The sequence below is a fragment of the Kitasatospora sp. NPDC056138 genome (assembly GCF_042264695.1).
Classification (GTDB): Bacteria; Actinomycetota; Actinomycetes; order Streptomycetales; family Streptomycetaceae; genus Kitasatospora.
Genome location: NZ_JBHJVK010000005.1, coordinates 114,343 through 137,359, shown reverse-complemented (window position 1 = coordinate 137,359; position 23,017 = coordinate 114,343). Strand labels below are relative to the sequence as shown.

The window sequence follows — 23,017 nt, the reverse complement described above, 5'->3', positions numbered from 1 at the left end:
TCAGCGGGTGGCTCCCCGACCACGGATTTCCGACCTGGCACGATGGCCCCATGCGTATCGCGGTGACAGGTTCCACGGGTCTGATCGGTTCGGCTCTCGTCCGCTCCCTGCTGGCGGACGGGCACGAGGTGGTACGGCTGGTCCGCCACCGGGCGAGGACCGGCAGGCAGTCGGACGGCACGATCGGGGTCGGCTGGAATCCGCATCTGATGCAGATCGACCGGGCGGGCCTCGACGGCGTCGAGGCCGTGGTGAACCTGGCAGGCGCCGGGGTCGGCGACCGCCGCTGGACCGAGGACTACCGGCAGGAGATCCGGGAGAGCCGGGTGCTCGGGACCGAGACCGTCGTCGCCGCCCTCGTCGAGGCGAAGCAGCCGCCCCGGGTCCTGGTGAACGCCTCCGCCGTCGGCTACTACGGACAGACCGGAGACCGGGTCATCGACGAGGACGCACCCCCCGGGGAGGACTTCCTGTCCCAGGTCTGCGTCGAGTGGGAGGCGTCCGCCAGGCCCGCCGAGGACGCCGGGATCCGGGTGGCGTACGCCCGCACCGGACTCGTCCTCTCGGCGAAGGGCGGCGCGGGCGGGCGGCTGTTCCCGCTCTTCCGGCTCGGGCTCGGCGGGCGGCTGGGCTCGGGCGACCAGTACTGGGCGGTGATCTCGCTGGCGGACGAGGTCGCGGCACTGCGGTTCCTGATCGACCGGGAGGACCTGAGCGGCCCGTTCAACCTGACCGGTCCCGAGCCGGTCACCAACCGGCGGCTGACCGAGGCGATGGGCCGGGTGCTCGGGCGGCCGACACCGTTCCCCGTCCCGGAGGCCGCGCTGCGGCTGGCCCTCGGCGACATGGCGGTGGAGGTCGTCGGCAGCCACCGCGTGCTGCCCAAGCGCCTCCTCGACGCCGGGTTCCGCTTCCAGCACCGGGACGTGGACTCGGCCGTCCGCGCGGCACTCTAGGCGGCGCTCCCGACGCCCGGACGGGAACTCGGCCGGCCGGCGGCGGACCGGGCGTCGGGGCGGAAACCCGGCCGGCCGACGCCCCTGCGTCGGGGCGGGGCTCCGCCGGACCCGGCCGTCGGGCGGCGCACCGGGGGCGTCCGGCTCAGGCCCGCGGGAGAGCCGGGATTCCGGCGTCAGCCGTGCGACGACTCGGGGGCATGTGGCCGGCGGGGCTCCGGATGCTGCGGATGCGCGTGGTCGACCGGCCCGGCGGCCGACGGGCCCCGCCCCGCCCGGCGGTCCTACCGCACGGGAGAGGTCGAAGGGGCGTACGCCGGGCGGCGGTCGGGGCGGATGGAGGGGGCGCACGGTGGCATCCGGGCGGCGCGCTGTACGCCCCTGGTGACCGTGCGCGCCCGCCGAGCCGGGGAACGCTCCGTTCCGGCGCACAGTCCGTGACCGTGCCCCGCACCATGCCGCCGATGCCTGCCAAGGCCCCCGATTCGAACGAATTTCTCTGCCTGATCGGCACACTGACGGGGCATCACATCGTCGGACCGTGTCCCGGCAGCCCGTTTGCCCGCGTCGGCCGGTCCCCCCGGAATCAGGAGGGAGCACACTCGTGCCCGCACATGACTTCACCCGTCGCACCCGCCGGCAGTCCGACCCGGACGTCGTCGTCGTGGGCGCCGGGCTCGCGGGACTGGCCGCCGCGCACGCGCTCACCGGCCGGGGCCTGACCGTCCAGGTCCTGGAGGCGACCGAGCGGATCGGCGGCCGGACGGCCACCCGGGAGCTCGACGGCTTCCGCCTGGACAACGGCGGCCACCTGCTGAACACCGACTTCCCCGAGCCGCGCCGCCGCCTCGACCTGGACCGCCTGGAGCTGCGCCCACTCGCCCCCGGCGTCCTGGTGCACAGCGGAGGCCGCCGCTACCGAGTCGGCGACCCGCAGCAGACCGCCGCCCGGCAGGCCGCCGCCCGGGGCCCGCTGGGCAGCCCGCTCGACAAGGCCAGGCTCGGCGCCACCCTCGGCCGGCTCGCCGTCACACCCGTGCCGCGCCTGCTGGCCAGGCCGGAGACCACCACCGCCCGCGCCCTGGCCGACCGTGGTCTGGCGCCCCGCACGGTGGACGGCTTCCTGCGCCCGCTGCTCGGCGCCCTGCTCAGCGACCCCGGCCTCGGCACCAGCAGCCGGGTCGCCGACCTGGTCCTGCGCTCCTACGCGCGCGGGCGGCTCTGTCTGCCCGCCGCCGGCATCGGCGCGGTGCCCGCACAGCTGGCCGAACGGCTCCCGGCCGGGACCGTCCGGCTCGGCGTCCGGGTCACCACGATCGCCGCCGACGGCGTCGACACCGCCGGTCACGGACGCATCGCCGCCCGCGCGGTGGTGCTCGCCACCGACGCCCAGTCGGCGGCCACCCTGCTGCCCGGCCTGCGGATGCCGGACTTCCACCCGGTGACCACCTACTACCACGCGGCCGACCACTCGCCCCTGGGCGAAGCCGTCCTGCTGCTCGACGCCGACCGGCCCGGCGGCCGGCCGGTGCTCTCGCACTCACTGGTCCTGAGCGAGGTGGACCCCTCGTACGCGCCGCTGGGACGCGCGCTGATCGCCACCACCGTGCTCGGCCGGCGCAGCTTCGAGCCCGGCGGCCCCGCCGGGTACGAGCCCCTGGTGCGGCGCCGGCTCGCGGACCTGTACGGGACGTCCACCTCGGGCTGGGAGTTCCTGAGTGTCCGCCACATCCCGGACGCCGTACCGGCGATGCCGCCGCCGCACAACTTCCGGCGCCCGGTGCGCCTGCTGGCCGGGCTGTACGCCTGCGGTGACCACCGGGACACCAGTACCGTGCAGGGCGCGCTGGTCTCGGGGCGGCGGGCGGCCCAGGCCGTGCTGCGGGACCTTCGGGTGCCGATGGCCTCGCAGGCCGCCGAGGCGGCGGCGTAGGCCGGGGCCGCGACGGCGACGGGTAGTCCGGGTCGGCGGCGGGGAGCCCAAGACGGCGACGGCGCAGGCGGTGGCGTAGACGCAGGCACACTGCCCGGAGGTACACGGCGGTACGGCCTCGCGGTACGGCGCCGAGTCCGTGCCAGGATGCCGGCCCGAGCGTCAGCCGGGCTGCCGATCGTCGGCGCACCGCCGGCCCGCCGCCGTGCGGCCGTCCGCTCCCGTGCGGCCGCGCGCCCGTCCGCTGCCGCCCCGGATCAGGGTGGTCAGATGACGCCGGCCTGGCGGGCGGCCTCCTCGAAGGACCGGGCGGCCTGGCTGACCCGGTAGGGGGCCAGGCGGCGGTGGAAGTCGCGGAGGTACTCGACCGTGCGGGCCGAGCGCATCTCGCCCGCCGCGCGCAGGGACTCGCCGGCGATGCCGCAGGCGTCGTCCACGTCACCCATGCCGAGGCGGGCGGTGGCGAGGACCATCCGGCAGAAGATCCGGCTGCGGGCGAAGGCCGGGGCCCGCAGCCGGAGGGACTTCTCGGCGTTCTGGGCGGACGGGCGCCACTGCTGGAGATCCCGGTAGCAGTGGGCGAACTCGTCGGCCAGTTGGGCCTCGTCGAAGTAGCGGGCCCAGGAGGGCAGGTCGTCGCCGGGACGGGCGGTGCCCAGGGCGCGCTCGCAGCGGACCATGGCGGTGGTGCAGGAGCGGACGTCCCCGACCAGGGCGTGGCCGCGCGCCTCGGCCGCGTGCATCAGGGCCTGGACCGTCGGTGGTGCGGCGGTGCCGACGCCCTGCTGGGCGACCCTGGCGAGCTGGATGGCCTCCCGGCTGTGACCCAGGTGGACGGCCTGCTGGCTCATGGTGGTGAGGACGTGGCCGCCGAGCACGCGGTCCCCCGCCGCCTGCGAGAGGCGCAGCGCCTGGACGAAGTACCGCTGGGCGAGGCCGTGCGCGGCGATGTCGAAGGACGTCCAGCCGGCCAGCCGGGTGAGATCGGCGACCGCACCGAACAGGGCCCGGCCGATCTGCTCGCCGTACCGGCCGCGCAGCATCGGCTCGGCCTCGCTCTCCAGGTACCGGACCAGCGCCTGCCGGGCGTGGCCGCCGCCGTACGCCTGGTCGAGGGCGCGGAAGAGGTCCCCGACGGCGCGGATCGCCGCGATGTCGCCCCGGCCGACCCGCAGCGCCGGCCGCTGCTCTCGGGCGGCCGACTCGCCGGGATCGGTGCCGGGCACCCGGGCCAGGCCGGCCGACCCGCGGCTCTGGGCCGGCACCCTGACCAGCGGCGCCTGGGCCGACAGCTGGGCCGGGACGGCGGGTTGGGCCGGGGTGGCGGACGCCCCCGGGCGGGCTCCGGAGCCCGCCGGCCGGGCGGCGGGCTCGGTGCTCGGCACGGAGCCGTCCCGGGCGACCCGCTCGTCGGTGCGGCCGATCAGCCAGTCCCGGCTCGGGACCACCAGACCGGCCGGGGTGAAGGCGATCCGGCGCAGCTCGGACTGCGGGCCGTTGTCCTTGCGCCACATGCTGGCGACGATGTCCACGGCCTCCTGCGGGGTCTCGGCGAATTCGAGCCCGGCGTAGACGGGGGCGCAGGCGTCCAGGCCGATGTCCTGGGCGGAGAAGCGGCGGCCGAGGCGGCGGGTGAAGACCTCGGCGATCAGCGCGGGGGTGGCTCCGCGTGGCTGCTGGCCGCGCAGCCAACGGGTCACGGAGGTCTTGTCGTAGCGCAGGTCCAGCCCGTGCTCCAGGCCCAGTTGGTCGACCCGACGGGCGAGGCCGGCGTGCGAGAAACCGGCCTCCTCGATCAGGGCGGCGAGGCGCGGATTCTGGGTGCGGTCGGCGCCGTGGGCGGCGTGCGCTCCCTGGGCGGCCTGGACGGCGACTTGGGCAGCCCCGGTGGGCGGGAAGCCGTCGGTGGTCAGAAAGGCGTCGGTCTGACCGTCGGTCTGACCATGGTCGGTGGCGTGCGGTGGTGTCCCGGCCGGCACGTGGTGCGGGTCGAGCTGTCCGTACGTCGTCGGGCTGTCGGTTGCAGGCCTCTGGGGCATGTCCGTCTCAACACCTCTCTAGCGCCGCACCGATACCCCGGTGCCCGGAGCGGCGCCCCCTGTCAGGAGTCGGCGTGAATGTAGCGAGCATTTTGCCGCTATGGGTGGATCTGGGCGGCCAATCCTCCGAACGGGTGACTCAGTGGCGCCCATTGTGAGGAAGGTGGGGCTGAACGTGTTTGGGTGAAAGCGTGACTGTGTCCATTTCTGTCCCATGGCGTTCGACACCACTCTTCGGCCGGATTCTGTGGCGTTCGAGCACATAGGAGCGCAGGCCGCGCGTTCCTAGCGTTCTCGGCCATGGACACCACTTCACCCCGCCCGCTCGACGGCCGTACGGCGTTGGTCACCGGCGCCGCCTCCGGCATCGGCCGGGCCTGCGCCGAGGCCCTCGCCGAGGCCGGCGCCCGGGTCCGCGTCGTCGACCTGGCGGCCGGACCGGCCGAGGAACTCGCCGGGCGGATCGGCGGGTCGGCCCACGTCACCGACCTCGCCGACCCGGCGGCCGTGGACGCGCTGCCGGACGACGCGGACATCGTCGTCAACAGCGCGGGCCTGCAACACGTCGCGCCACTGCACGAGTTCCCGCCGGAGCGGTTCACGCTGATCCAGCGGGTGATGGTGGAGGCCCCGTTCCGGATCCTGCGCCGCACCCTGCCGCACATGTACCGGCAGGGGTGGGGACGGGTCGTCAACATCTCCTCCGTGCACGGCCTGCGGGCCAGCGCCTTCAAGTCCGCGTACGTGGCGGCCAAGCACGGCCTGGAGGGCCTGAGCAAGACGGTCGCCCTGGAGGGCGCCCCGTACGGCGTGACCAGCAACTGCATCAACCCCGCCTACGTCCGCACCGCCCTGGTGGAGCGGCAGATCGCCGCCCAGGCACTGGCGCACGGCATCCGCGAGGACGAGGTGGTGGAGCGGATCATGCTGGACCGCACCGCGGTCAAGCGCCTGATCGAGCCCGCGGAGGTGGCCCGGGTGGCCGTCTGGCTGTGCTCCCCCGACGCCGGCTACATCACCGGTACGAGCCTGCCCGTGGACGGCGGCTGGACCGCGCACTGACCGCTGGTCACCGCCTCGCGGCCGAAGGGGCCGTGGCCGGTCCGGGACGGAACCCGCACCGCCGGGGCCCGCGGCGGGGCCGTCCGACCGATCGGATTCGAGCGTTTCCCGTCAGGGGTGGAACTGGCACGATGGCCCGCACCATGGACGACCCCCACACCAGTCCCGCCCCGGCGCTGCGCAGACTGCTCGACCTGCTCGCGTCCGGCGCCGCCGCCGAGGACTTCGCCGAGGTCCTGGCCGAGGCCCGGCGGCAGGACGCGCCCGCCGACGTACTGGCCGAGATCGACGAGGCCACCTGGCAGGCCATGCGCGTCCACCGGACCCTGCGTCAGCACCGGCGCCGGGAGGCCGAACTGACCGCGCTCTTCGACACCGCGGGCGACCTGGCCGCCTCCCGGGACCTGGACTCGGTCCTGCAGGCGATCGTCCGCAGGGCCCGGATGCTGCTCGGCACCGACACCGCCTACCTCACGCTGCCCGACCCCGCCGCCGGGGACACGTACATGCGGGTCACCGACGGATCGGTCTCGGTCCTCTTCCAGACCCTGCGGCTGAGCCTCGGCGACGGCCTGGGCGGCCTGGTCGCGCAGACCGCCCGCCCCTACGCGACGCCCGACTACCGCACCGACGAACGCTTCCGCCACACCGGCCGGATCGACGCGGGTGTGCTCGACGAGGGCCTGGTGGCGATCATCGGGGTACCGCTGCTGCTCGGCGGCCAGGTGATCGGGGTGCTGTTCGCCGCCGACCGCACCCCGCGCGCGTTCTCCCCCGACGAGGTCGCGCTGCTGTGCTCGCTCGCCGCGCACGCCGCCATCGCCCTGGACACCGCGAAGGCGCTCGCCGACACCCGGGCGGCGCTGGCCGGGCTGAACGCCGCCAACGCCGTCATCCAGGCCCACGCCGCCGCCGTCCAGCGGGCCGAGCAGGCCCACGACCGGCTCACCGACCTGGTCCTGCGCGGTGCCGAGGTGCCCGACGTGGCCGCCGAGGTGGCCACCCTGCTGGGCGGTGAGGTCACCGTGCGCGACGCCGAGGGCAACCGGCTGGCGGGCCGCGGCCGGGCCGAGGCGGGTCCGGCCGAGGCGGTGGCGGCCTCCCGGGCCGAGGGCCGCGCGGTGCCGCACGGGGCGGGCTGGGTCTGTGCCGTGCTGGCCGGCCAGGAGCCGCTCGGCAGCCTGCTGCTGCACGGCAGACCCGACCTGGACCACGCCGACCGCCGCCTGTTCGAACGGGCCGCCGTGGTCACCGCCCTGCTCCTGCTGCTGCGCCGCTCGGTCGCCGAGACCGAGAACCGGGTCCGCGGTGAACTCCTCGCCGACCTGCTCACCGCACCGGACCGCGACCCCGCCGGGCTCACCGCCCGTGGTCGCCGGCTGGGCGTCGACCTCGCCCGCCCGCACCTGGTGCTGGTCGCCGAGAGCGCCCCCGAGGAGCGCGCCCGGCTGGCCGGCGCCGCCGTCCGCCACCTCTTCGGGACCAGGGGCGTCTGCGCCGAGCACGGCGATTCGGTGGTCCTGCTGCTCCCCGAGGACGGCGCGCACTCCCCCGGGCACCGGGCGGCGCAGGCCGCCGACCGGCTGGCCGGGCTGCTCGGCGCGCCGGTCACGGTCGGTGCGGGACGGGTCGCCACCGGGCCGGTCGCGCTGGCCGCCTCGTACGCGGAGGGGGTGCGGTGCGTGCGGGCGCTGCGGGTGCTCGGGCGGGTCGGCGACGGCGCCTCGGCCGCCGACCTGGGATTCCTCGGCGTCCTGTTGGGTGACGGCCACCGGGTCGACGGGTTCGTGGCGAGCACGCTCGGACCGCTGCTCGACTACGACGCCCGGCGCGGCACCGAGCTGGTCCGCACCCTGCGCGCGTACTTCGACTGCGGCGGCAGCCTGACCAGGGCCAAGGGCGAGCTGCACGTCCACGTGAACACCGTGGTGCAGCGCCTGGACCGGATCGGGGTGCTGCTCGGCCACGACTGGGACCACCCCGAGCGGGCGCTGGAGCTGCAGCTGGCGCTGCGCCTGCAGCTCCTCGCCGAGAGCTGACGGCGGCGGGGGACCGTTCCGCCGGGCCGCTCCGCCGGGGGCCACCGCCCCCGGTACGGACGGTTCCGCACCCCCTGGCGGTTCACCCCGCGCAGCCGGGTATCACCCGGTCAGGCGTACGCTAGCCGGGTTGGTCTCGAACGCCTGGCAAGGAGCAGCGGTGAGCGAGAACGTACGGTTCGTGCGGATGGGCATCGGCGAGGGCTCGGTGCCGTACGAGGAGGCGTGGGCCGAGCAGCAGCGCCTGCACGCTCTCCGGGTCGCGGACGAGATCCCGGACACCGTGCTGCTGCTGGAGCACCTGCCGGTGTACACCGCGGGCAAGCGCACCAACCCGGAGGACCGTCCGCTGGACGGCACCCCGGTGGTCGAGGTCAACCGCGGCGGCGAGATCACCTGGCACGGTCCCGGGCAGCTGATCGGCTACCCGATCGTCAAGCTGCCGGACCCGATCGACGTGGTCGCGTACGTGCGCCGGCTCGAGGAGGCGCTGATCCGCTCCTGCGCCGACTTCGGCCTGGAGACCACGCGGGTCGAGGGCCGCAGCGGGGTGTGGGTGCTGGGCGAGACGATCCCGGACGCGGTGGTGGACCCGTCGCAGGTGGTCGAGATCGGCAAGCTGACGCTGCGGATGGGTCTGCCGCTGGGGATCGACCCCCGGCTGGCCGGTCCCGAGTACGCGCCGTCCAACGCCGGTCAGCGCGGTGACGACCGCAAGCTGGCGGCGATCGGCGTGCGGGTCGCACGGGGCGTGACGATGCACGGCTTCGCGCTCAACTGCAACCCCGACATGACATGGTTCGACCGCATCGTGCCGTGCGGGATCCGGGACGCCGGGGTGGCCTCGGTCACCTCCGAGCTGGGCCGGGACTTCGGGGTCGGCGAGGCGCTGCCGGTGGTCGAGAAGCGTCTCGGGGAGGTCTTCGCGGAGCTCCCGGAGCCCGCGTTCGCCCGCTGAACCCGGCCGCTGCGCCGGGAATCTCCCCGGTCCGTGCGCTGTTGCCCTGCGAATGCGGGGCACAGGCTCGGCACAAGCCATACAAGCACAGGCGTACCCTGGTGGTACCCGTCTAGTTCTAGGAGTCGCACGTGTCCGCTGTCGCGCCCGACGGCAGGAAGCTCCTCCGCCTGGAGGTCCGCAACAGCGAGACCCCCATCGAGCGGAAGCCCGAGTGGATCAAGACCCGGGCGAAGATGGGCCCGGAGTACAACGCCCTTCAGTCGCTGGTGAAGAAGGAGGGGCTGCACACGGTCTGCCAGGAGGCCGGCTGCCCGAACATCTTCGAGTGCTGGGAGGACCGCGAGGCGACCTTCCTCATCGGTGGCGACCAGTGCACCCGCCGCTGCGACTTCTGCCAGATCGACACCGGCAAGCCCGCCGAGTTCGACCGGGACGAGCCGCGCCGGGTCGCCGAGTCCATCGTGACCATGGACCTCAACTACGCCACCATCACCGGTGTCGCCCGTGACGACCTGGAGGACGGCGGCGCCTGGCTGTACGCCGAGACGGTGCGCCAGGTGCACGCGATGACCGCCGGGCGCGAGGGCGGCGCGACCGGCGTCGAGCTGCTGATCCCGGACTTCAACGCGGTGCCCGAGCAGCTGGCCGAGGTCTTCTCCTCCCGCCCCGAGGTGCTGGCGCACAACGTCGAGACGGTTCCCCGGATCTTCAAGCGGATCCGCCCGGCCTTCCGCTACGAGCGCTCGCTGGACGTCATCACCCAGGCCCGCGCGGCCGGTCTGGTGACCAAGTCCAACCTGATCCTGGGCATGGGCGAGACCCGCGAGGAGGTCAGCCAGGCGCTGGCCGACCTGGTGGGCGCCGGCTGCGAGCTGATCACCATCACCCAGTACCTGCGTCCCTCGCTGCGCCACCACCCCGTGGAGCGCTGGGTGAAGCCGCAGGAGTTCGTGGAGCTCCAGGAGGAGGCCGAGGAGCTCGGCTTCGCCGGCGTCATGTCGGGCCCGCTGGTGCGTTCCTCCTACCGGGCCGGACGGCTCTACCGCCAGGCGCTGGAGCACCGCGCGCAGGCGGCCGTCTGATCTCCCGCAGGGATCCGGACACCGGCGGGGTGAGCGACACGCTCACCCCGCCGCGGTGTCCACGGCGCCGCCACCGCCGGACTCTGCTTTCATCTGACATTGACGGTCAGCTCACCGGACGGTAACACCGGCCGGTCAGGATGGGACCGTCCAATCCGTATCGCGACGAGGGAAGTGCTCGGCATGCAGGTACGCATCGGAAAGCTCACCCGGGTGCGCGAGGTCCGCTCGGTCGGCGGCGCCCTGCGCCTCGCCGAGAGCGTGCTGCTCGCGGGTGGACGGCAGCAGGCCCGGCTGAACGCCTGGGCGGCCGTCTGCGAGAACCGCCGGTACGCGGCGGACCGGGAGGGCGACCCCGCGCTGCCCGGTGGTCCCGGCGGTCCCGCCGAAGGGTCCCGCCGTCCGGCCTGAGTGGGCCGAACGGCCCGAAGGCCGCCGGATACCGCTGAATGCCACCGGCCGGGCCCGGACGCGGTGATCCGGTGGGGGGCACCCTTGGATATCCCCCGGTCCTGCCACGTACCATGAGCGTTATGGCGACGGAAACATCCGGCAACCCTGGGCGACTCAAGCAGATCCGCCTGGCGTACCAAATGACCAAGAAGGTCGACACCAAGATCGGCCTGATCATCGCAGGCGTCGGCCTCATCACCTTCGGCGTGTTCCTCGCCATCGGCTTTGCGATCGACCACCCCATCTACCTGGGCATTCTCGGCTTCATCGTCGGTTTCCTGGCGATGGCGATCGTCTTCGGACGCCGCGCCGAGCGGGCCGCGTTCGGGCAGATGGAGGGCCAGCCGGGTGCGGTGGCGGCCGTGCTGAACAACATCCGGCGCGGCTGGAGTGCCAACCCGACCCCGGTTGCCGTCACCCGCAACCAGGACGCGGTCTACCGCGCCGTGGGCCGTCCCGGCATCGCGCTGATCGGTGAGGGCAACCCGAACCGGGTCCGCCCGCTGCTGGCCGCCGAGAAGCGGAAGATGGCCAAGGTCGTCGGCGACATCCCGGTGCACGACATCATGGTCGGCGACGGCGAGGGCGAGGTGCCGCTCAAGAAGCTGCAGATCCACCTGATGCGGATGCCGCGCTCGATCACCCCGGCGCAGGTCACCGAGACCAACGACCGGCTGCGCGCGCTGGGCGACCTGCTCTCCAAGGCGCCGATCCCCAAGGGCCCGATGCCCAAGGGCGCCCGGATGCCCAAGGGCGGCCAGGCCCGCTGAGCCGCCGCTCCCCCTCGACACACCACGGCCCCGCCGCGAGCGATACTCGTGGCGGGGCCGTTTGACTTCTCCGGAGGGGCCGGGCCGTCCACGGGACCGGACCCCGGCGGCCGGACCCGGCGGCGGGACCCGACGGGTCAGGCCCGGAGACGGGTCAGACCCGCACCTCGACGGTGCCGACGGCCTTGTCGTGCAGCCCCCGGGTGTCGCGGTCCCAGACCAGTGCCGGCACCACCAGGCAGAGCAGCAGGGTGCGCAGCAGGACCTGGGGGATGGTCGCGCGGCTGCCGTCGAGGCGGACCACCCGCAGGCCGAACAGCCGCTTGCCGACCGTGGTCCCGGCGGTGGCCAGCAGCAGCACGGTCACGCCGTAGAACAGCGGCGTGGTCCACAGGTTGGCCTCGGACTGGTCGCCGCGGGCGAGCAGCCCATAGGCGATCAGACTGCAGAGCCAGCCGTCGACGAACAGCGCGCCGATCCGGCGGCCGGGGCGGGCCAGCGATCCCGGGCCCTCCTCGGGCAGGCCGAGGCGCTCGCCGCGGTACCCGAAGTCTGCGCCCATCTTCTCGGCGGCGGCCTTCGGGCCGTCGATCCACGATCCCAACGCTTCTCTGGTGTCCACGAATCCACACTATCCGGGCAGGGCGGCCGATCTTCGGCCCCCTCCCCCGTCGGCAACCCGTGTGGGTGAATCGCGTGTCGCCGGGCCCGTTCAGTGGTCCAGACCACTTGGCGGACGGGGGCCGCACCGGAGAAGCGTTTTGCCCGTAACCGTCCGGCTTTGCCGCCTGCGGCACGCGGGTGGTTAACATTCAGGAAACGGTGGAGTCACCGGTCGGAAACGGCCTCTCCCTATGGTGAGCCACCAATCCGCACGCTGAGGAGGATGGATGTTCAACAACGCCGCCGAAGTGAAGCAGTACATCTCGGACAACGACATCAAGTTCATCGACGTCCGGTTCTGCGACCTGCCGGGTGTCATGCAGCACTTCTCGGTGCCCGCCTCGACGTTCGACCCGGACGAGACCCTGATGTTCGACGGCTCGTCGATCCGGGGCTTCCAGGCCATCCACGAGTCGGACATGGCACTGGTGCCGGACCTCAGCACGGCCCGCCTCGACCCGTTCCGCGCCGACAAGCACCTCAACATCAACTTCTTCATCCAGGACCCGATCACGGGCGAGGCCTACAGCCGCGACCCGCGCAACGTGGCCAAGAAGGCCGAGGCGTACCTCGCCTCGTCCGGCATCGCCGACACCGCCTACTTCGGGCCCGAGGCCGAGTTCTACGTCTTCGACTCGGTCCGCTTCGAGACCAGCGCCAACGCCTCGTACTACCACATCGACTCCGAGGCGGGGGCCTGGAACACCGGGTCCGCCGAGGGCGACGTCCGCGGCTACAAGGTCAAGTACAAGGGCGGCTACTTCCCGGTCCCGCCGGTCGACCACTTCGCCGACCTGCGCGCCGAGATGTCCCTCGAACTGGCCGCCGCCGGGCTGCAGGTCGAGCGGCAGCACCACGAGGTGGGCACCGCCGGACAGGCCGAGATCAACTACAAGTTCAACACCCTGCTGCACGCCGCCGACGACCTGATGCTGTTCAAGTACATCATCAAGAACGTCGCCTGGCGGAACGGCAAGACCGCCACCTTCATGCCCAAGCCGATCTTCGGGGACAACGGCTCCGGCATGCACGTCCACCAGTCGCTGTGGAGCGACAGCTCGCCGCTCTTCTACGACGAGCAGGGCTACGCCGGTCTCTCCGACACCGCCCGGTACTACATCGGCGGCCTGCTGAAGCACGCGCCCTCGCTGCTCGCCTTCACCAACCCGTCGGTGAACTCCTACCACCGGCTGGTCCCCGGCTTCGAGGCCCCGGTGAACCTGGTGTACTCGCAGCGCAACCGCTCGGCCGCGATCCGCATCCCGATCACCGGCTCCAACGCCAAGGCCAAGCGCATCGAGTTCCGCGCGCCCGACCCCTCGTCCAACCCCTACCTGGCCTTCTCCGCCATGCTGATGGCCGGCCTGGACGGCATCAAGAACAAGATCGAGCCGCTGGAGCCGGTCGACAAGGACCTCTACGAGCTCGCCCCCGACGAGCACGCCTCCGTACCCCAGGTCCCGGCCTCGCTCCCCGCCGTCCTCGAGGCCCTGGAAGCCGACCACGAGTACCTCCTCGCGGGCGGTGTCTTCACCCCGGACCTGATCGAGACCTGGATCGACTTCAAGCGCACCAACGAGATCGCTCCGATCGCGCTGCGCCCGCACCCGCACGAGTTCGAGCTCTACTACGACCTGTAGGCGACCGGTCGTCCCGGTCCCGGCGTCACCCGATCACCCACGTGGGCCGCTGCTCCGTTTGGAGCGGCGGCCCACGGCCGTCGGTACGGCCGGGCACACCGCCCCGGCCCGGTGCGGCGGTCGTTCGAGGACGCCCCGTCGGCGCGCGGGTGTCCGTCAGAGGCCCGGCAGCGGGTCCTGTTCGCCGGGGACGACGTGGACCGGTGCCTCGGGGGCGCGGCACTCGCGTCCGAGGCGGAGCATGCGGGACTCCGGATCGTGGAGCAGGCGACCGCACCGGCGACAGCGGATGCGGACGGGGAGGCGGGACGGCGGAGGCGGGATCAGGGCTGGATCGGACACGCCTCCCAGTCTCGCGGAAACCCGGTCGCCCCGGGCCCGGTGGAGCGGCAGGCTCACGGGACGGGCCGGATGAGCGGGGTGCGTCCGCCGGAGCGACGGAGCCGCCGAGGCCGGATCCGGTCAGTGCGGGAGGGCGGCCGGACTGAGGGCGAGAACGGCGAGGTCGTCGGTGAGCGGGCCCGCGTAGGCCCGAACGTCCTGGTCGAGGAAGGCGACGACGGCGTCGGGCGTGATGGTGCGCAGCGCGGCCAGCCGGTCGGCGAGCGGGTAGAAGGTGCCGGTGTGGTCGCGGGCCTCGCTGACGCCGTCGGTGAGCAGCACCAGGGTGTGCCCCGGCCGCAGCGGCGTCCGGCCGGTGGGGCGGTCCGCGGCAGGGGCGGGGCTCAGGTGGCCGAGGCCGAGCGGCAGGTACTCCGGGCAGTCCACCGGCCGGACGTCGGTCGGGGTCAGCAGCATCGGTGCCAGGTGGCCGCGGTTGACCAGTTCGTAGTGGCCGGTCTCCTCGTGGTGCTGGAGCAGGACGGCGGTGACGAAGAGCTCGTCGTCGCCGTACTCGGCGGCCGCACGCCGGACGTAGCGGTCGAGGAGCTCGGCGACCTCCGCCAGGCTCGCGGTCTCGTGCGCGGTCGCCCGGAAGGCGCCGAGCACGTCGGCCACGGTCCGGACGGCGTCCAGGCCCTTGCCCCGGACGTCGCCGAGCAGCACGCGGGTGCCGAACCGGGTCTCGCAGATCTCGTACAGGTCGCCGCCGATCGCCACGTCGGCCTGCGCCGGGCGGTAGAGACCCGCTGCCCGCAGGCCGCCGACCCGGGCCGGGACCGGGCGGAGCACGGTGCGCTGCAGCGTCTCGGCGATGGTCCGGACCCGGACCAGGTCGCGGTCCTGGCGCAGGCGCTGCCAGGACAGGGCGGCACCCATCGCCCCCGCCAGGGCGGTCGCCGCGTAGACCCAGACGTGGTGCTTCTCGGCGAGGTGGCCCGCCTCCGCGGCGAGGAGTACCTGGAGCCCGATCGCTCCGACGGTGGAGATCCCGACGAGGAACGGCCGCATCCCGAAGGCGACGACCACCGGGAGCACGGTCAGCAGGAACCCCGCCGCCACGTCCCTGGGCAGCGCGATCTCCAGCGTCAGGTCGGCGAGGATCAGGACGATCGGCAGCGACAGGACCCAGCCCGGTGCCTTGGCCGCCTCGGCCATGGCGAGGTTCCAGCGGGCGGCGATGCCGGCTGTGTTCTGCTGCCGTGCGGCGGACCGGGGGCGGACGGGCACGGTCAAGGCTGACCTCCTCGGCCGAGGAACCGCCCCGCGTGTCGTGCCGGGCGAGGCGGCGTACGACTCCTTCCATGGTCGCCGAGACGGCGTCCGGAACGCGCGCCCGGAGGTCCCGGGGTGCCGGGACCGAGGACCCCGTTCCCGGCCCGGGGCCGAAAGTGGTGAGCCGCGGACCGCCGTAGGCTCCGGGTCCGGCTAGCGGAGGGTGACCGGGAGGGTGCGGAAACCTCGCAGGACGAGCCGGTCGCGGCGGGTGGCACCAGGAGCGGGGGCGAGGGCCGGGAAGCGGCGGAGCAGGGCGGGCAGGGCGACGGCGGATTCGAGCCGGGCGAGTTGGGCGCCGAGGCAGTAGTGCGGGCCGCCGCCGAAGCTCAGGGGCTGGCTGTCCGCTCTGGTGGGGTCGAAGCGGGCGGGATCCGGGTAGCGGAGCGGGTCGCGGTTGGCGGCGCCGATCAGCAGGAACACGCCGCCGTCCCTGGGGACGGCGGTGTCACCGACGCGCAGGCCCTCAGCGGTCGCGATCCGGGCGGTGAGCTGGACGGGCGAGTCGTGGCGCAGCACCTCGTCGGTCAGCAGGGCGGGATCCACGCTGCCCGCGCGGACGGCGGCCAGGATCCCGGGGTGCTCGAACAGCAGGGCGAGGCCGTTGCCGAGCAGGTTGGTGGTGGTCTCGAAGCCCGCGCCGAGCAGCAGGACGAGGTTGGCGAGCAGTTCCTGGCCGGAGAGCCGGGCCGGGTCGGCGCCGGCGACCTCGACCAGGGCGCTGACCAGGTCGGGCTGCGGGTCGGCCCGGCGCTTGGCGGCGAGGTGCGCGAAGTACTGGGTGAGTTCCTCGGCCGCCCGGTCGGCGGCGGCCAGTTCGGACTCCTCGGCGAACAGCTCCAGTGCGGTCGTGAGGTCGGCCGCGAGCGGCCGGAACCGGGCCCGGTCGGCCTCCGGGACACCCAGCAGCTCGCAGATCACGCCGACCGGGAGCCGGTAGGCGAAGGCGTCCATGAAGTCGACCGGTGAGCCGTCGGCGCCCTGCTCGGCCATCTCGTCGAGCAGCCGGTGCACGGCGGCGGTGACGGGCTCCGCCAGGGCGGCGACCCGGCGGGCGGTGAAGACCGAGGCGATCAGCGAACGCATCCGGTGGTGGTGCGGGGCGTTGGCCTCCAGGATCGAGCGGGAGAGCAGGAGCTTGGCCGGGTGCTCGGTGTAGTCGGGCTCCCAGCGGTCCCGCAGCTGTGCGTCGGCCACTTCGAGGCCCGGGTTGCGCAGTGCCTGGTGCACCTCGCGGTACCCCACGACCATCGCCAGTCCGCTGCCGCCGGGGACGACCGGCCCGAGCCTGCGGGCGAGCTCGTACAGCGGGTACGGGTCGGCCCGGCCCTCCGCCGACATCAGCTGCTCCATGATCGCCGCGCCGTCCATGAACGCTCCCTTCGACTGGGTTACTGGCGGGTCAACTGACCGGTGGGCACGCCGAGTTCCCGATCGGAGGGATTCCGGCCCGGACGCCGGTGGTCGGAGCCGGGCCGGCCGGCCCGCCGGGGCGGGGCCCGTCCCCGGGCTCGGCTCGCTACCCTTGCGCCGTGGAGATCTGGATCAACCCGCGCTGCGGGAAGTGCCGTACGGCGATCAGCGAACTGGACGCCGTCAAGGCCGAGTACACCGTCCGCCGCTACCTGGAGGACCCGCCGACCGCCGCCGAGATCGAGCGGGTGCTGGAGCGGCTGGCGCTGGAGCCGTGGGACATCGCCCGGGTGGACGAGGCGGTGGGCAAGGAACTGGGGCTCAGGGAGTGGAGCAGGACGGAGGCCGACCGGGCGCGGTGGATCGCCGCGCTGGCCGAGCACCCGATCCTGATCCAGCGGCCGATCATCACGGCGGACGACGGGCACGCGGTGGTGGCGCGGACGCCGGAGGCGCTGCGCTCGGTGCTCCCGGGCTGAACCGGCGCACCGCGCGGGCACCGGGACCTGCCGGCGGCGCGGGGACCCGCACCACAGGCCCTGCGGCGGCCCGGGGGCGCCCGCGCCGCACGCCCGCGCTCCGGCTCCCCTGGCCGCTGCCCCGTGGGCGTGCGGCGGCGGTCAGGGACGGCGGACGGTGCGTTCGGGCTCGCCCGGGCGCCAGGAGCGGATGACCAGGCAGTCGCCCTCCACCGTGGTCAGGACGGCCTCGGTGAGCTCCAGCCGGAAGGCGTGGAACGGACCGGGCGGGGGCTGGGGAAGATCGGACACGTAGGCGGAGAGCTCGACCTCGTCGAGGATCTCCACCGCGGTGCCGGAGATCTTGGCGTCGCCTTCCGCCATGGTCTCGTCGGCGGGGTTGCTGTGCAGCGCGAAGCGGCCGTCGCGCTGGAGGTCGCGGGCCTTCACCGCGCCCGGCATCGAGCCGATGGTCAGGTCGGCGCCGATGAACTGGACCTCCGTACCGCTCACCCTGGGCGCGCCGCCCTTGCGCAGGGTGGCCAGCACGTGGTGCCGGTGGGCCTCGAACCGGGCCCGGACAGCCGGGGCCAGGTCGGGTGCCTCATGTTCGAAATCCTGCCAGGTAGCCATGGTGCCCAGTCTTGCAGCGGGCACCGACATTGATGCTGATGCTCAGATTCCGGTGGTCGTGGCTCGGGCACTGACTGACGCCCTGCTGGGTTGTCCTCAAGCTGTTCAGCGGCCCGGTGCCGCCGGGCGGCGGGGCGCTGTCGGTGGCCGGTGCAAGACTGGCCCGATGGCACAGACCTACATTGCTTTTCTCCGCGCGATCAACGTCGGCGGGCGGACGGTCACCATGGAGCGGCTGCGCGGGCACTTCACCGAGCTGGGCCTGCGGGAGGTCCGTTCGTACATCCAGAGCGGCAACGTCTTCTTCAGCACCGAGGAGGGCGACCGGGCCGCGCTGACCGCGCGGATCGAGCAGCACCTGGCGGCCGCGCTCGGCTACCAGGTGCCGGTCATGCTGCGCACGGTGGACGAGGTGGCGGAGCTGGTGGCCGCCGACCCGTTCGCCGGCGTCGAGGTGACGCCGGAGCTGCGGCTGTGCGTGGTCTTCCTCTCCGAGCCGCTGCCCGAGGAGTTCGTCCTCCCCCTCCGCGACCCCAAGGGCGACTGGGAGATCGTCGGCGCGGTGCCGGGCGCCGCCTTCGTGGTGATGCACCTGCGGAAGGGGCGGCTGGGCGGGAACCCGGCCACCGCCTTCCCCAAGTCGTACCGCGGTCAGGGCACTTCGCGGTTCTTCCACACCACGGTGAAGATCCTCAACGCCGCACGGAAGTAGTCGGCAGGGAGGCGGCCAGGACCCGCGCCGCCGAGGTCCCCAGACCGCTCGGCCCGGTGAACTGCCGTGCCGCGGTGACGTGCTGCCCGCCTCGACCGCGGTGCCGCAGGATGTCCGCCTCGCGGTAGCGGACGCAGTCCTCGTGCCAGATCTTGATCCCGGCCAGCCAGTACCGGAAGTCCTGCACGTAGTGGTCGACGGCCCGGCGGGTCTTCTCGTCGAGGTCGAAGTCGTCGTACAGGACGGGCAGTTCGTGCTGGGCGACGTGCTCGAACTGGTTGACCCTGGAGGTCATCAGGTCGTTGACGATGGCGAGCGCGGTCGGGTAGTCGCAGTCGAAGAAGTTCTGCACCACCAGCACGCCGTTGTGGACCTCGCCCTCGAACTCGACCTCCTTCTGGTACGAGAAGACGTCGTTCATCAGCGCGGCGTAGTCCATGGCGGCGTTCTCCAGGGACTGCATCGGGCCGCTGCGGTAGATCTCCGCCGGGATCCGGCGGCCGTGCGAGATCCGGCTCAGGCTGGTGGTGAGCTCGGAGCCGAAGGTGGTCCGGCGCATCTCCAGGTAGTCGACCGGGTCGGGGATCCGGTTCTGCCACTGGTTGGCGAGCTCCCAGAGCCAGCTCTCGGTCATGACCTCGACGGCGGTGCGGAAGTCGCGGCGCGCCTCGACGTCCAGCGGACCCGCGGTGCGCTGCCAGAGGTCGGCCAGCGCCCGTTCGAGGCCGGTGACGGGCGCGGGCACGGGCTCGCCGTCGATCGGCATGAAGAGCGAGAGCCGCTCGTTGGCCTGCCTGGCACCGGCGAGGTTGCGGGTGCGTCCGTAGACCACCGGGTAGTAGTCGTCCGCATAGGTGCCCCAGGTCAACCAGCCCGAGGACAGGTCGAGTTCCTCCACGGTGGCGTCCGGGTCGATGCCGGCCGCGCAGAGCGGCAGGTCGATGTCGGTCAGCCGCTGCTCGTCCCAGACGTCCGATCCGGGCAGACCGGGGTCGGCTTCGAGCAGGCGGACCCGGCGGGCCCATTCGAGGTTGCCCAGGCGGGCGTTGGCCAGGTGCGGGCTGAGCGTGGTGGTGAACGGCATGGTGAACTCGGGGATCCGGGACGGACCGACCCGCTGGTAGGGGACATGGGTGAAGCTGCGCGCCCGGCCGGCGCCGATCAGCCCGGCGAGCGCCTTGAGGTCCACGGCCGAGGTGCCCAGGCCCTGCGGGCGGAAGGAGAACGAGCTCGGCGCGCTGCCGGCGCTCGCACCGTTCATGTACCGGCTGGAGCGCATGTGCCACTCGTGGCCGCCCGACTGCCAGTCCTGCAGGCCCTTGACGTAGGCGAGGACGGCGGCGCACTCGTCCGGGGTGAGCCCCTTCTCGGCGAAGAGCGGCGGGAGTTCGGTGAGGGCGGTGTTCTCGAACTGCTGGATCCGCGAGGTCAGCAGGTCGTTGACCGAGTCGGCGGCCTCCTGGGTGGAGCAGCCGAGGAAGGTCTCCAGGACGAGGACCCCGTTGCTCAGCTCACCCTCCTCCTGGGTCTCCCGCTCGTACGAGAACAGGTCGTTGCGCAGGTGGACGCCGTCGGAGAAGGCGTCCTTGAGCACCCGCAGCGGGCGGGAGCCGGCGACCGAGGGCGGGATCTCGGCGCCGACGGCGTGTTCCACCAGACCGGCCGACCAGGGCGCGCCGCCGACCTTGCGGCGCATCTCGATGTACTCGACCGGGTTGGGGATCCGGTTGATGTTGATGTTGGAGAGTTCCCAGAGCGACTCGTTGAGCAGGTGCTCGGTGCTCAGGGCGAACCGGCGCCGCCAGTCCATCGACATCGCGGGCACCGTCCTGGCCCACAGGTCGGCGAGCCCCGCCTCGACCGGGTTGGTCGGCTCGGGGGTGCCCACGGAGAGGTCCATCGGCATGAACGCCGGGAGCCGGTCCAGGTAGGCCTTGCCGCCGGGGCGGTCCTGGGTGCGCTTGAAGAGCTCGAGGAAGTGGTCGTCGAAGAAGAAGACCCAGACGTACCAGTCGGTCACCAGCGACAGTTCCGGCCCGTCGCAGTCGGGGTGGGTGTAGGCGCAGAGCAGCGCGTAGTCGTGGGAGTCGAGGTCGTGCTCCTCCCAGACGCCCGAGCCCTCCAGCATCCCCATCCCGCGGGCCCACCGTTTGGTGTGTTCCCTGGCCTCCTCCAGATGAGGGTTCAGTCTCGCCGGGTATGCCAGGTAGAAGTCCGGCAGTTCGAAGGGTTGGCTCACAGCCGCCCCCGCCTCTCTCGCACTTGGTCATGATCGGCGCGTAGCGTGCCCAACTCCTATGTGCGACATACCTACTGGAGACCCCGTACGGTTGCTCCAATTCGCCGTGGCGCCCGGCGCACACGGCGCACACGCGGGGCGCTCGATCACTCGTTCACGCTCACCTCGCGCGCCGGTGAATCAGTGCGGGAACATCCGAGGCGGACGCCGGGCGGGCAGTTCGTCCCGGAACTCCTCGATGGCAGAACCGATCTGACGCATCAGGTGCGTCTGTTCGATCCGGTCCAGGTAGAGGTGGTTGGCGGCGAGCGCCTCGACCGTGGCCGCGAAATAGAGGGTCATCAGCGGATTGATGAACAGCGAGCTGTACCGCGTTCGCTCAGTGAAGCGAACGTCGCCGAACTGTCCGCGCAGCGCGGCCGCCACCGAACCGTGGACGATGCTCGGATGCTCGGGGAAGGCCGCCTGCGCATGGGCCACGGCATCCAGGTAGAGCGCACCCTCCCTGGAGTCACGCGGAATGGAGAAGGCGCCCAGGTAGCCGCCGGCCCGGTCGAGCGCCGCCAGGTTCTCCAGCGCCAGCGAGTGGTTGACGCCGTGGTAGGCGTCGATGCCGAAGCCCAGGCAGGCGACCAGCCGCAGCGGTATCTCGGGCATCCCGGCGACGGCGGCCAGGCTGGCCATGTCCTCCTCCGGCGTGCCGAGCCCCGCCTCGTCGCCGCGCATCAGGATGTCGGTACCACCGTCCACCAGCAGGATCGCGTCGACGTCGAGGTGTCCGGCCAGCGCCCGGTAGGCGGCGCGCAGCGGCTGGACCCCGACCGAGCCGAAGGCCCAGACGGTGCCGGGCTGCCCGTGCAGGTCGAGCCACCGGGCCAGCGTCCGCTCCGGGAAGTACGGCTCCGCGGAGGCGGTGTCCGGGCGGATCTCGGCGAGTTCGGGCGCCAGCCAGACGTCACCGGGCAGGCCGTAGAGGTGGCTGAAGGAGAGGTTGGCCAGGTGCACCTGTTTGCCCGCCGCGCGCAGCGCGAAGGCGATCGGCAGACCCGCGTACACGTCGAAGCCGCCTCCGGCCCCGGCGATCAGGATCCGTTCGGCGGTCTTCAACCGGGTGAGCAGCGGTGGTTCGGAGAGCGAGAACATCCGGGGACGGTACCAAGGCACCGCCGCCCGCAGGGGAAGGAGCAGCCCACCGGCCCCCGGACAGGGATGGGCCGTCGGAGTGCGAAGCACGGCGGACACGGTCCGCCGCGGCCCGGCCGGCCCGCACTTCGGGCGGACGGCGGGATTTCGAGGACGCGCCCCCGGCCCGCGGGAGCCCGTCAGAGGGTGGTGGCGCCCCAGAGCCGGCCGCTGACCCGGGCGTAGGTGTCGCGCCAGTGCGGCCACTGCCGGACCGTCATGTCGTCGCAGTCCGCGAGCAGCCGGTCGACCTGCTGCTCGTCCACGCCCTCCAGCAGCCAGACCAGGGCGTCGGAGCTGCCCGGACCGTCCGCGAGCCGGAGCAGGTCGAGCAGCTCGGGCAGGGTGCCGATCCGCGAACCGGCCGGGAAGACGCCGGACATCCGGGGCAGCAGCTGCTGCTCCTCGATCCGCAGGTGGGTCTCCAGCCGGGCGGCCAGCTCCTCCACCGCGTACGCGACGGGCCAGCTGCTCGCCGGGTCCCGGGTGGCGATCCGGACCAGGGTGGTGACCCGGGTGAAGGAGTGGTCGAGGTTGTGGTGGTCGGACTCCAGCCAGTTGAGCAGCAGCCGCAGCTCGGGCGCGAAGCGGCGGAGCAGCGGCCACAGCCGGGTGTCCTGCTGCTCATGGTGGCAGGTGAGCATGGCGGTGAGGAAGTCCCAGTGCCGCTGGAGCGCCTCGGCCGCGGCGGTGTCACCGGGCTGGAGCAGTCGCAGCGCATTGGGCAGCCTGGCCAGGTCGCGGCGGAGCGCGGAGTGCACCAGCCGCAGTCCGGCGAAGGGCATCGGCTCCACGCCGGAGGGGGCGGGCCGTACGTCATGCTCGCCGCCCGACTGGGCGGGGATCTGGGGGGACTCGACGGGCAGCAGGTGGCTGGGCATCGGGCTCTCTTCATGACTCGCTGAGACTGGGCCGGTCCGGTGGCGCCGCTTCGACGGCTGCGCCCCGACCCCGGTTCTCCAGGGTGATGACAGCTCATCAGAGTCGAATCAATGTCTGATTGACGTGCAGGTCAGAGGCCGGATACGCCCGCGCGCCGGCAGTGTTGCCGGCGGGGGGGGGATGGACCACGCAACAAGAGATAGCGCCAATACAAACCCGCCGTGGGACGGGAGGCGCGGGGGGC

Annotated in this window: 20 protein-coding genes; 11 read left to right on the top strand and 9 right to left on the bottom strand. The window is 73.0% G+C overall.

All coding sequences use genetic code 11. From position 1 onward, the window contains the following. Window positions 1–50 precede the first annotated feature (50 nt). Entirely contained in the window at window positions 51–956 is a 906-nt protein-coding gene (locus tag ACFC1R_RS05595; protein ID WP_375933167.1) for a TIGR01777 family oxidoreductase, read from the top strand. 604 nt (window positions 957–1,560) lie between these two features. Next, window positions 1,561–2,889: an NAD(P)/FAD-dependent oxidoreductase gene (locus tag ACFC1R_RS05590; protein ID WP_375933164.1), complete on the top strand. Its 1,329-nt coding sequence runs from the start codon at window positions 1,561–1,563 to the stop codon at window positions 2,887–2,889. 266 nt (window positions 2,890–3,155) lie between these two features. Here ACFC1R_RS05590 and ACFC1R_RS05585 read toward each other — a convergent pair whose 3' ends face one another. Then, a complete protein-coding gene (locus tag ACFC1R_RS05585; RefSeq protein WP_375933161.1) occupies window positions 3,156–4,928 on the bottom strand; it encodes a regulator in 1,773 nt (590 codons plus the stop codon). Between the two features lie 300 nt (window positions 4,929–5,228). Between ACFC1R_RS05585 and ACFC1R_RS05580 the strand changes: the two genes are divergently transcribed. The 6 genes from ACFC1R_RS05580 (at window position 5,229) to ACFC1R_RS05555 (ending at window position 11,295) form a co-directional block, all read left to right on the top strand. After that, complete coding sequence (locus ACFC1R_RS05580) at window positions 5,229–5,990, top strand: 3-hydroxybutyrate dehydrogenase (RefSeq protein ID WP_375933158.1); 762 nt, start codon at window positions 5,229–5,231, stop codon at window positions 5,988–5,990. Between the two features lie 143 nt (window positions 5,991–6,133). Then, entirely contained in the window at window positions 6,134–8,029 is a 1,896-nt protein-coding gene (locus tag ACFC1R_RS05575; protein ID WP_375933450.1) for a helix-turn-helix domain-containing protein, read from the top strand. A gap of 187 nt (window positions 8,030–8,216) precedes the next feature. Further along, entirely contained in the window at window positions 8,217–8,987 is a 771-nt protein-coding gene (gene lipB, locus ACFC1R_RS05570; protein WP_375933447.1) for a lipoyl(octanoyl) transferase LipB, read from the top strand. A 131-nt stretch (window positions 8,988–9,118) separates the two neighbouring features. After that, on the top strand, window positions 9,119–10,072 hold the full coding sequence (gene lipA / locus ACFC1R_RS05565) for a lipoyl synthase (protein ID WP_375933155.1): 954 nt from the start codon (window positions 9,119–9,121) through the stop codon (window positions 10,070–10,072). 183 nt (window positions 10,073–10,255) lie between these two features. Beyond that, window positions 10,256–10,483, top strand: coding sequence for a hypothetical protein (locus ACFC1R_RS05560; protein ID WP_375933152.1), 228 nt, complete (start codon window positions 10,256–10,258; stop codon window positions 10,481–10,483). Between the two features lie 113 nt (window positions 10,484–10,596). Continuing rightward, window positions 10,597–11,295 (top strand): DUF4191 domain-containing protein, encoded by a 699-nt coding sequence (locus tag ACFC1R_RS05555; RefSeq protein WP_375933149.1) that lies wholly within the window; start codon window positions 10,597–10,599, stop codon window positions 11,293–11,295. A 154-nt stretch (window positions 11,296–11,449) separates the two neighbouring features. Here ACFC1R_RS05555 and ACFC1R_RS05550 read toward each other — a convergent pair whose 3' ends face one another. Continuing rightward, window positions 11,450–11,917 (bottom strand): RDD family protein, encoded by a 468-nt coding sequence (locus tag ACFC1R_RS05550; RefSeq protein WP_375933146.1) that lies wholly within the window; start codon window positions 11,915–11,917, stop codon window positions 11,450–11,452. 268 nt (window positions 11,918–12,185) lie between these two features. On the opposite strand from ACFC1R_RS05550, the gene glnA reads away from it, so the two are divergent. Further along, complete coding sequence (gene glnA, locus ACFC1R_RS05545; RefSeq protein WP_375933143.1) at window positions 12,186–13,598, top strand: type I glutamate--ammonia ligase; 1,413 nt, start codon at window positions 12,186–12,188, stop codon at window positions 13,596–13,598. A 156-nt stretch (window positions 13,599–13,754) separates the two neighbouring features. Here the strand turns inward: glnA and ACFC1R_RS05540 are convergent, their stop codons facing one another. From ACFC1R_RS05540 to ACFC1R_RS05530, 3 genes are all read right to left on the bottom strand, one after another. Beyond that, on the bottom strand, window positions 13,755–13,940 hold the full coding sequence (locus ACFC1R_RS05540) for a DUF6011 domain-containing protein (protein ID WP_375933140.1): 186 nt from the start codon (window positions 13,938–13,940) through the stop codon (window positions 13,755–13,757). A gap of 120 nt (window positions 13,941–14,060) precedes the next feature. Next, window positions 14,061–15,209, bottom strand: a complete 1,149-nt coding sequence (locus ACFC1R_RS05535; RefSeq protein WP_375933444.1) for a PP2C family protein-serine/threonine phosphatase — start codon at window positions 15,207–15,209, stop codon at window positions 14,061–14,063. A 198-nt stretch (window positions 15,210–15,407) separates the two neighbouring features. Further along, window positions 15,408–16,625 (bottom strand): cytochrome P450, encoded by a 1,218-nt coding sequence (locus ACFC1R_RS05530; RefSeq protein ID WP_375933137.1) that lies wholly within the window; start codon window positions 16,623–16,625, stop codon window positions 15,408–15,410. A gap of 161 nt (window positions 16,626–16,786) precedes the next feature. On the opposite strand from ACFC1R_RS05530, the gene ACFC1R_RS05525 reads away from it, so the two are divergent. After that, window positions 16,787–17,146: an ArsC/Spx/MgsR family protein gene (locus ACFC1R_RS05525; RefSeq protein ID WP_375933134.1), complete on the top strand. Its 360-nt coding sequence runs from the start codon at window positions 16,787–16,789 to the stop codon at window positions 17,144–17,146. A gap of 141 nt (window positions 17,147–17,287) precedes the next feature. Here the strand turns inward: ACFC1R_RS05525 and ACFC1R_RS05520 are convergent, their stop codons facing one another. Beyond that, window positions 17,288–17,758, bottom strand: a complete 471-nt coding sequence (locus tag ACFC1R_RS05520) for a pyridoxamine 5'-phosphate oxidase family protein (RefSeq protein ID WP_375933131.1) — start codon at window positions 17,756–17,758, stop codon at window positions 17,288–17,290. 166 nt (window positions 17,759–17,924) lie between these two features. On the opposite strand from ACFC1R_RS05520, the gene ACFC1R_RS05515 reads away from it, so the two are divergent. Then, complete coding sequence (locus ACFC1R_RS05515; RefSeq protein ID WP_375933128.1) at window positions 17,925–18,470, top strand: DUF1697 domain-containing protein; 546 nt, start codon at window positions 17,925–17,927, stop codon at window positions 18,468–18,470. On the opposite strand, the gene ACFC1R_RS05510 is transcribed toward ACFC1R_RS05515, so the two are convergent. The 3 genes from ACFC1R_RS05510 to ACFC1R_RS05500 form a co-directional block, all read right to left on the bottom strand. Beyond that, complete coding sequence (locus ACFC1R_RS05510; RefSeq protein WP_375933125.1) at window positions 18,451–20,709, bottom strand: family 2 encapsulin nanocompartment cargo protein terpene cyclase; 2,259 nt, start codon at window positions 20,707–20,709, stop codon at window positions 18,451–18,453. The two genes, ACFC1R_RS05515 and ACFC1R_RS05510, sit on opposite strands and share 20 nt — an antisense overlap. A gap of 180 nt (window positions 20,710–20,889) precedes the next feature. Continuing rightward, a complete protein-coding gene (locus tag ACFC1R_RS05505) occupies window positions 20,890–21,852 on the bottom strand; it encodes a DUF1152 domain-containing protein (protein ID WP_375933121.1) in 963 nt (320 codons plus the stop codon). A gap of 179 nt (window positions 21,853–22,031) precedes the next feature. Beyond that, window positions 22,032–22,772 carry a hemerythrin domain-containing protein gene (locus ACFC1R_RS05500; RefSeq protein WP_375933118.1) on the bottom strand — a complete coding sequence of 247 codons (741 nt, stop codon included), beginning with the start codon at window positions 22,770–22,772 and terminating at the stop codon, window positions 22,032–22,034. Window positions 22,773–23,017 lie beyond the last annotated feature (245 nt).

Excerpts from the sequence above, each read along its gene's own strand:
- ACFC1R_RS05580 (WP_375933158.1), top strand. The coding sequence starts at position 5,229 with ATGGACACCACTTCACCCCGCCCGCTCGACGGCCGTACGGCGTTGGTC.
- ACFC1R_RS05560 (WP_375933152.1), top strand. The coding sequence starts at position 10,256 with ATGCAGGTACGCATCGGAAAGCTCACCCGGGTGCGCGAGGTCCGCTCG.
- glnA (WP_375933143.1), top strand. The coding sequence starts at position 12,186 with ATGTTCAACAACGCCGCCGAAGTGAAGCAGTACATCTCGGACAACGAC.
- ACFC1R_RS05505 (WP_375933121.1), bottom strand. The coding sequence starts at position 21,852 with ATGTTCTCGCTCTCCGAACCACCGCTGCTCACCCGGTTGAAGACCGCC.
- ACFC1R_RS05520 (WP_375933131.1), bottom strand. The coding sequence starts at position 17,758 with ATGGCTACCTGGCAGGATTTCGAACATGAGGCACCCGACCTGGCCCCG.
- ACFC1R_RS05555 (WP_375933149.1), top strand. The coding sequence starts at position 10,597 with ATGAGCGTTATGGCGACGGAAACATCCGGCAACCCTGGGCGACTCAAG.
- ACFC1R_RS05575 (WP_375933450.1), top strand. The coding sequence starts at position 6,134 with ATGGACGACCCCCACACCAGTCCCGCCCCGGCGCTGCGCAGACTGCTC.
- ACFC1R_RS05500 (WP_375933118.1), bottom strand. The coding sequence starts at position 22,772 with ATGCCCAGCCACCTGCTGCCCGTCGAGTCCCCCCAGATCCCCGCCCAG.
- ACFC1R_RS05595 (WP_375933167.1), top strand. The coding sequence starts at position 51 with ATGCGTATCGCGGTGACAGGTTCCACGGGTCTGATCGGTTCGGCTCTC.
- lipB (WP_375933447.1), top strand. The coding sequence starts at position 8,217 with ATGGGCATCGGCGAGGGCTCGGTGCCGTACGAGGAGGCGTGGGCCGAG.
- ACFC1R_RS05515 (WP_375933128.1), top strand. The coding sequence starts at position 17,925 with ATGGCACAGACCTACATTGCTTTTCTCCGCGCGATCAACGTCGGCGGG.
- ACFC1R_RS05530 (WP_375933137.1), bottom strand. The coding sequence starts at position 16,625 with ATGGACGGCGCGGCGATCATGGAGCAGCTGATGTCGGCGGAGGGCCGG.
- ACFC1R_RS05585 (WP_375933161.1), bottom strand. The coding sequence starts at position 4,928 with ATGCCCCAGAGGCCTGCAACCGACAGCCCGACGACGTACGGACAGCTC.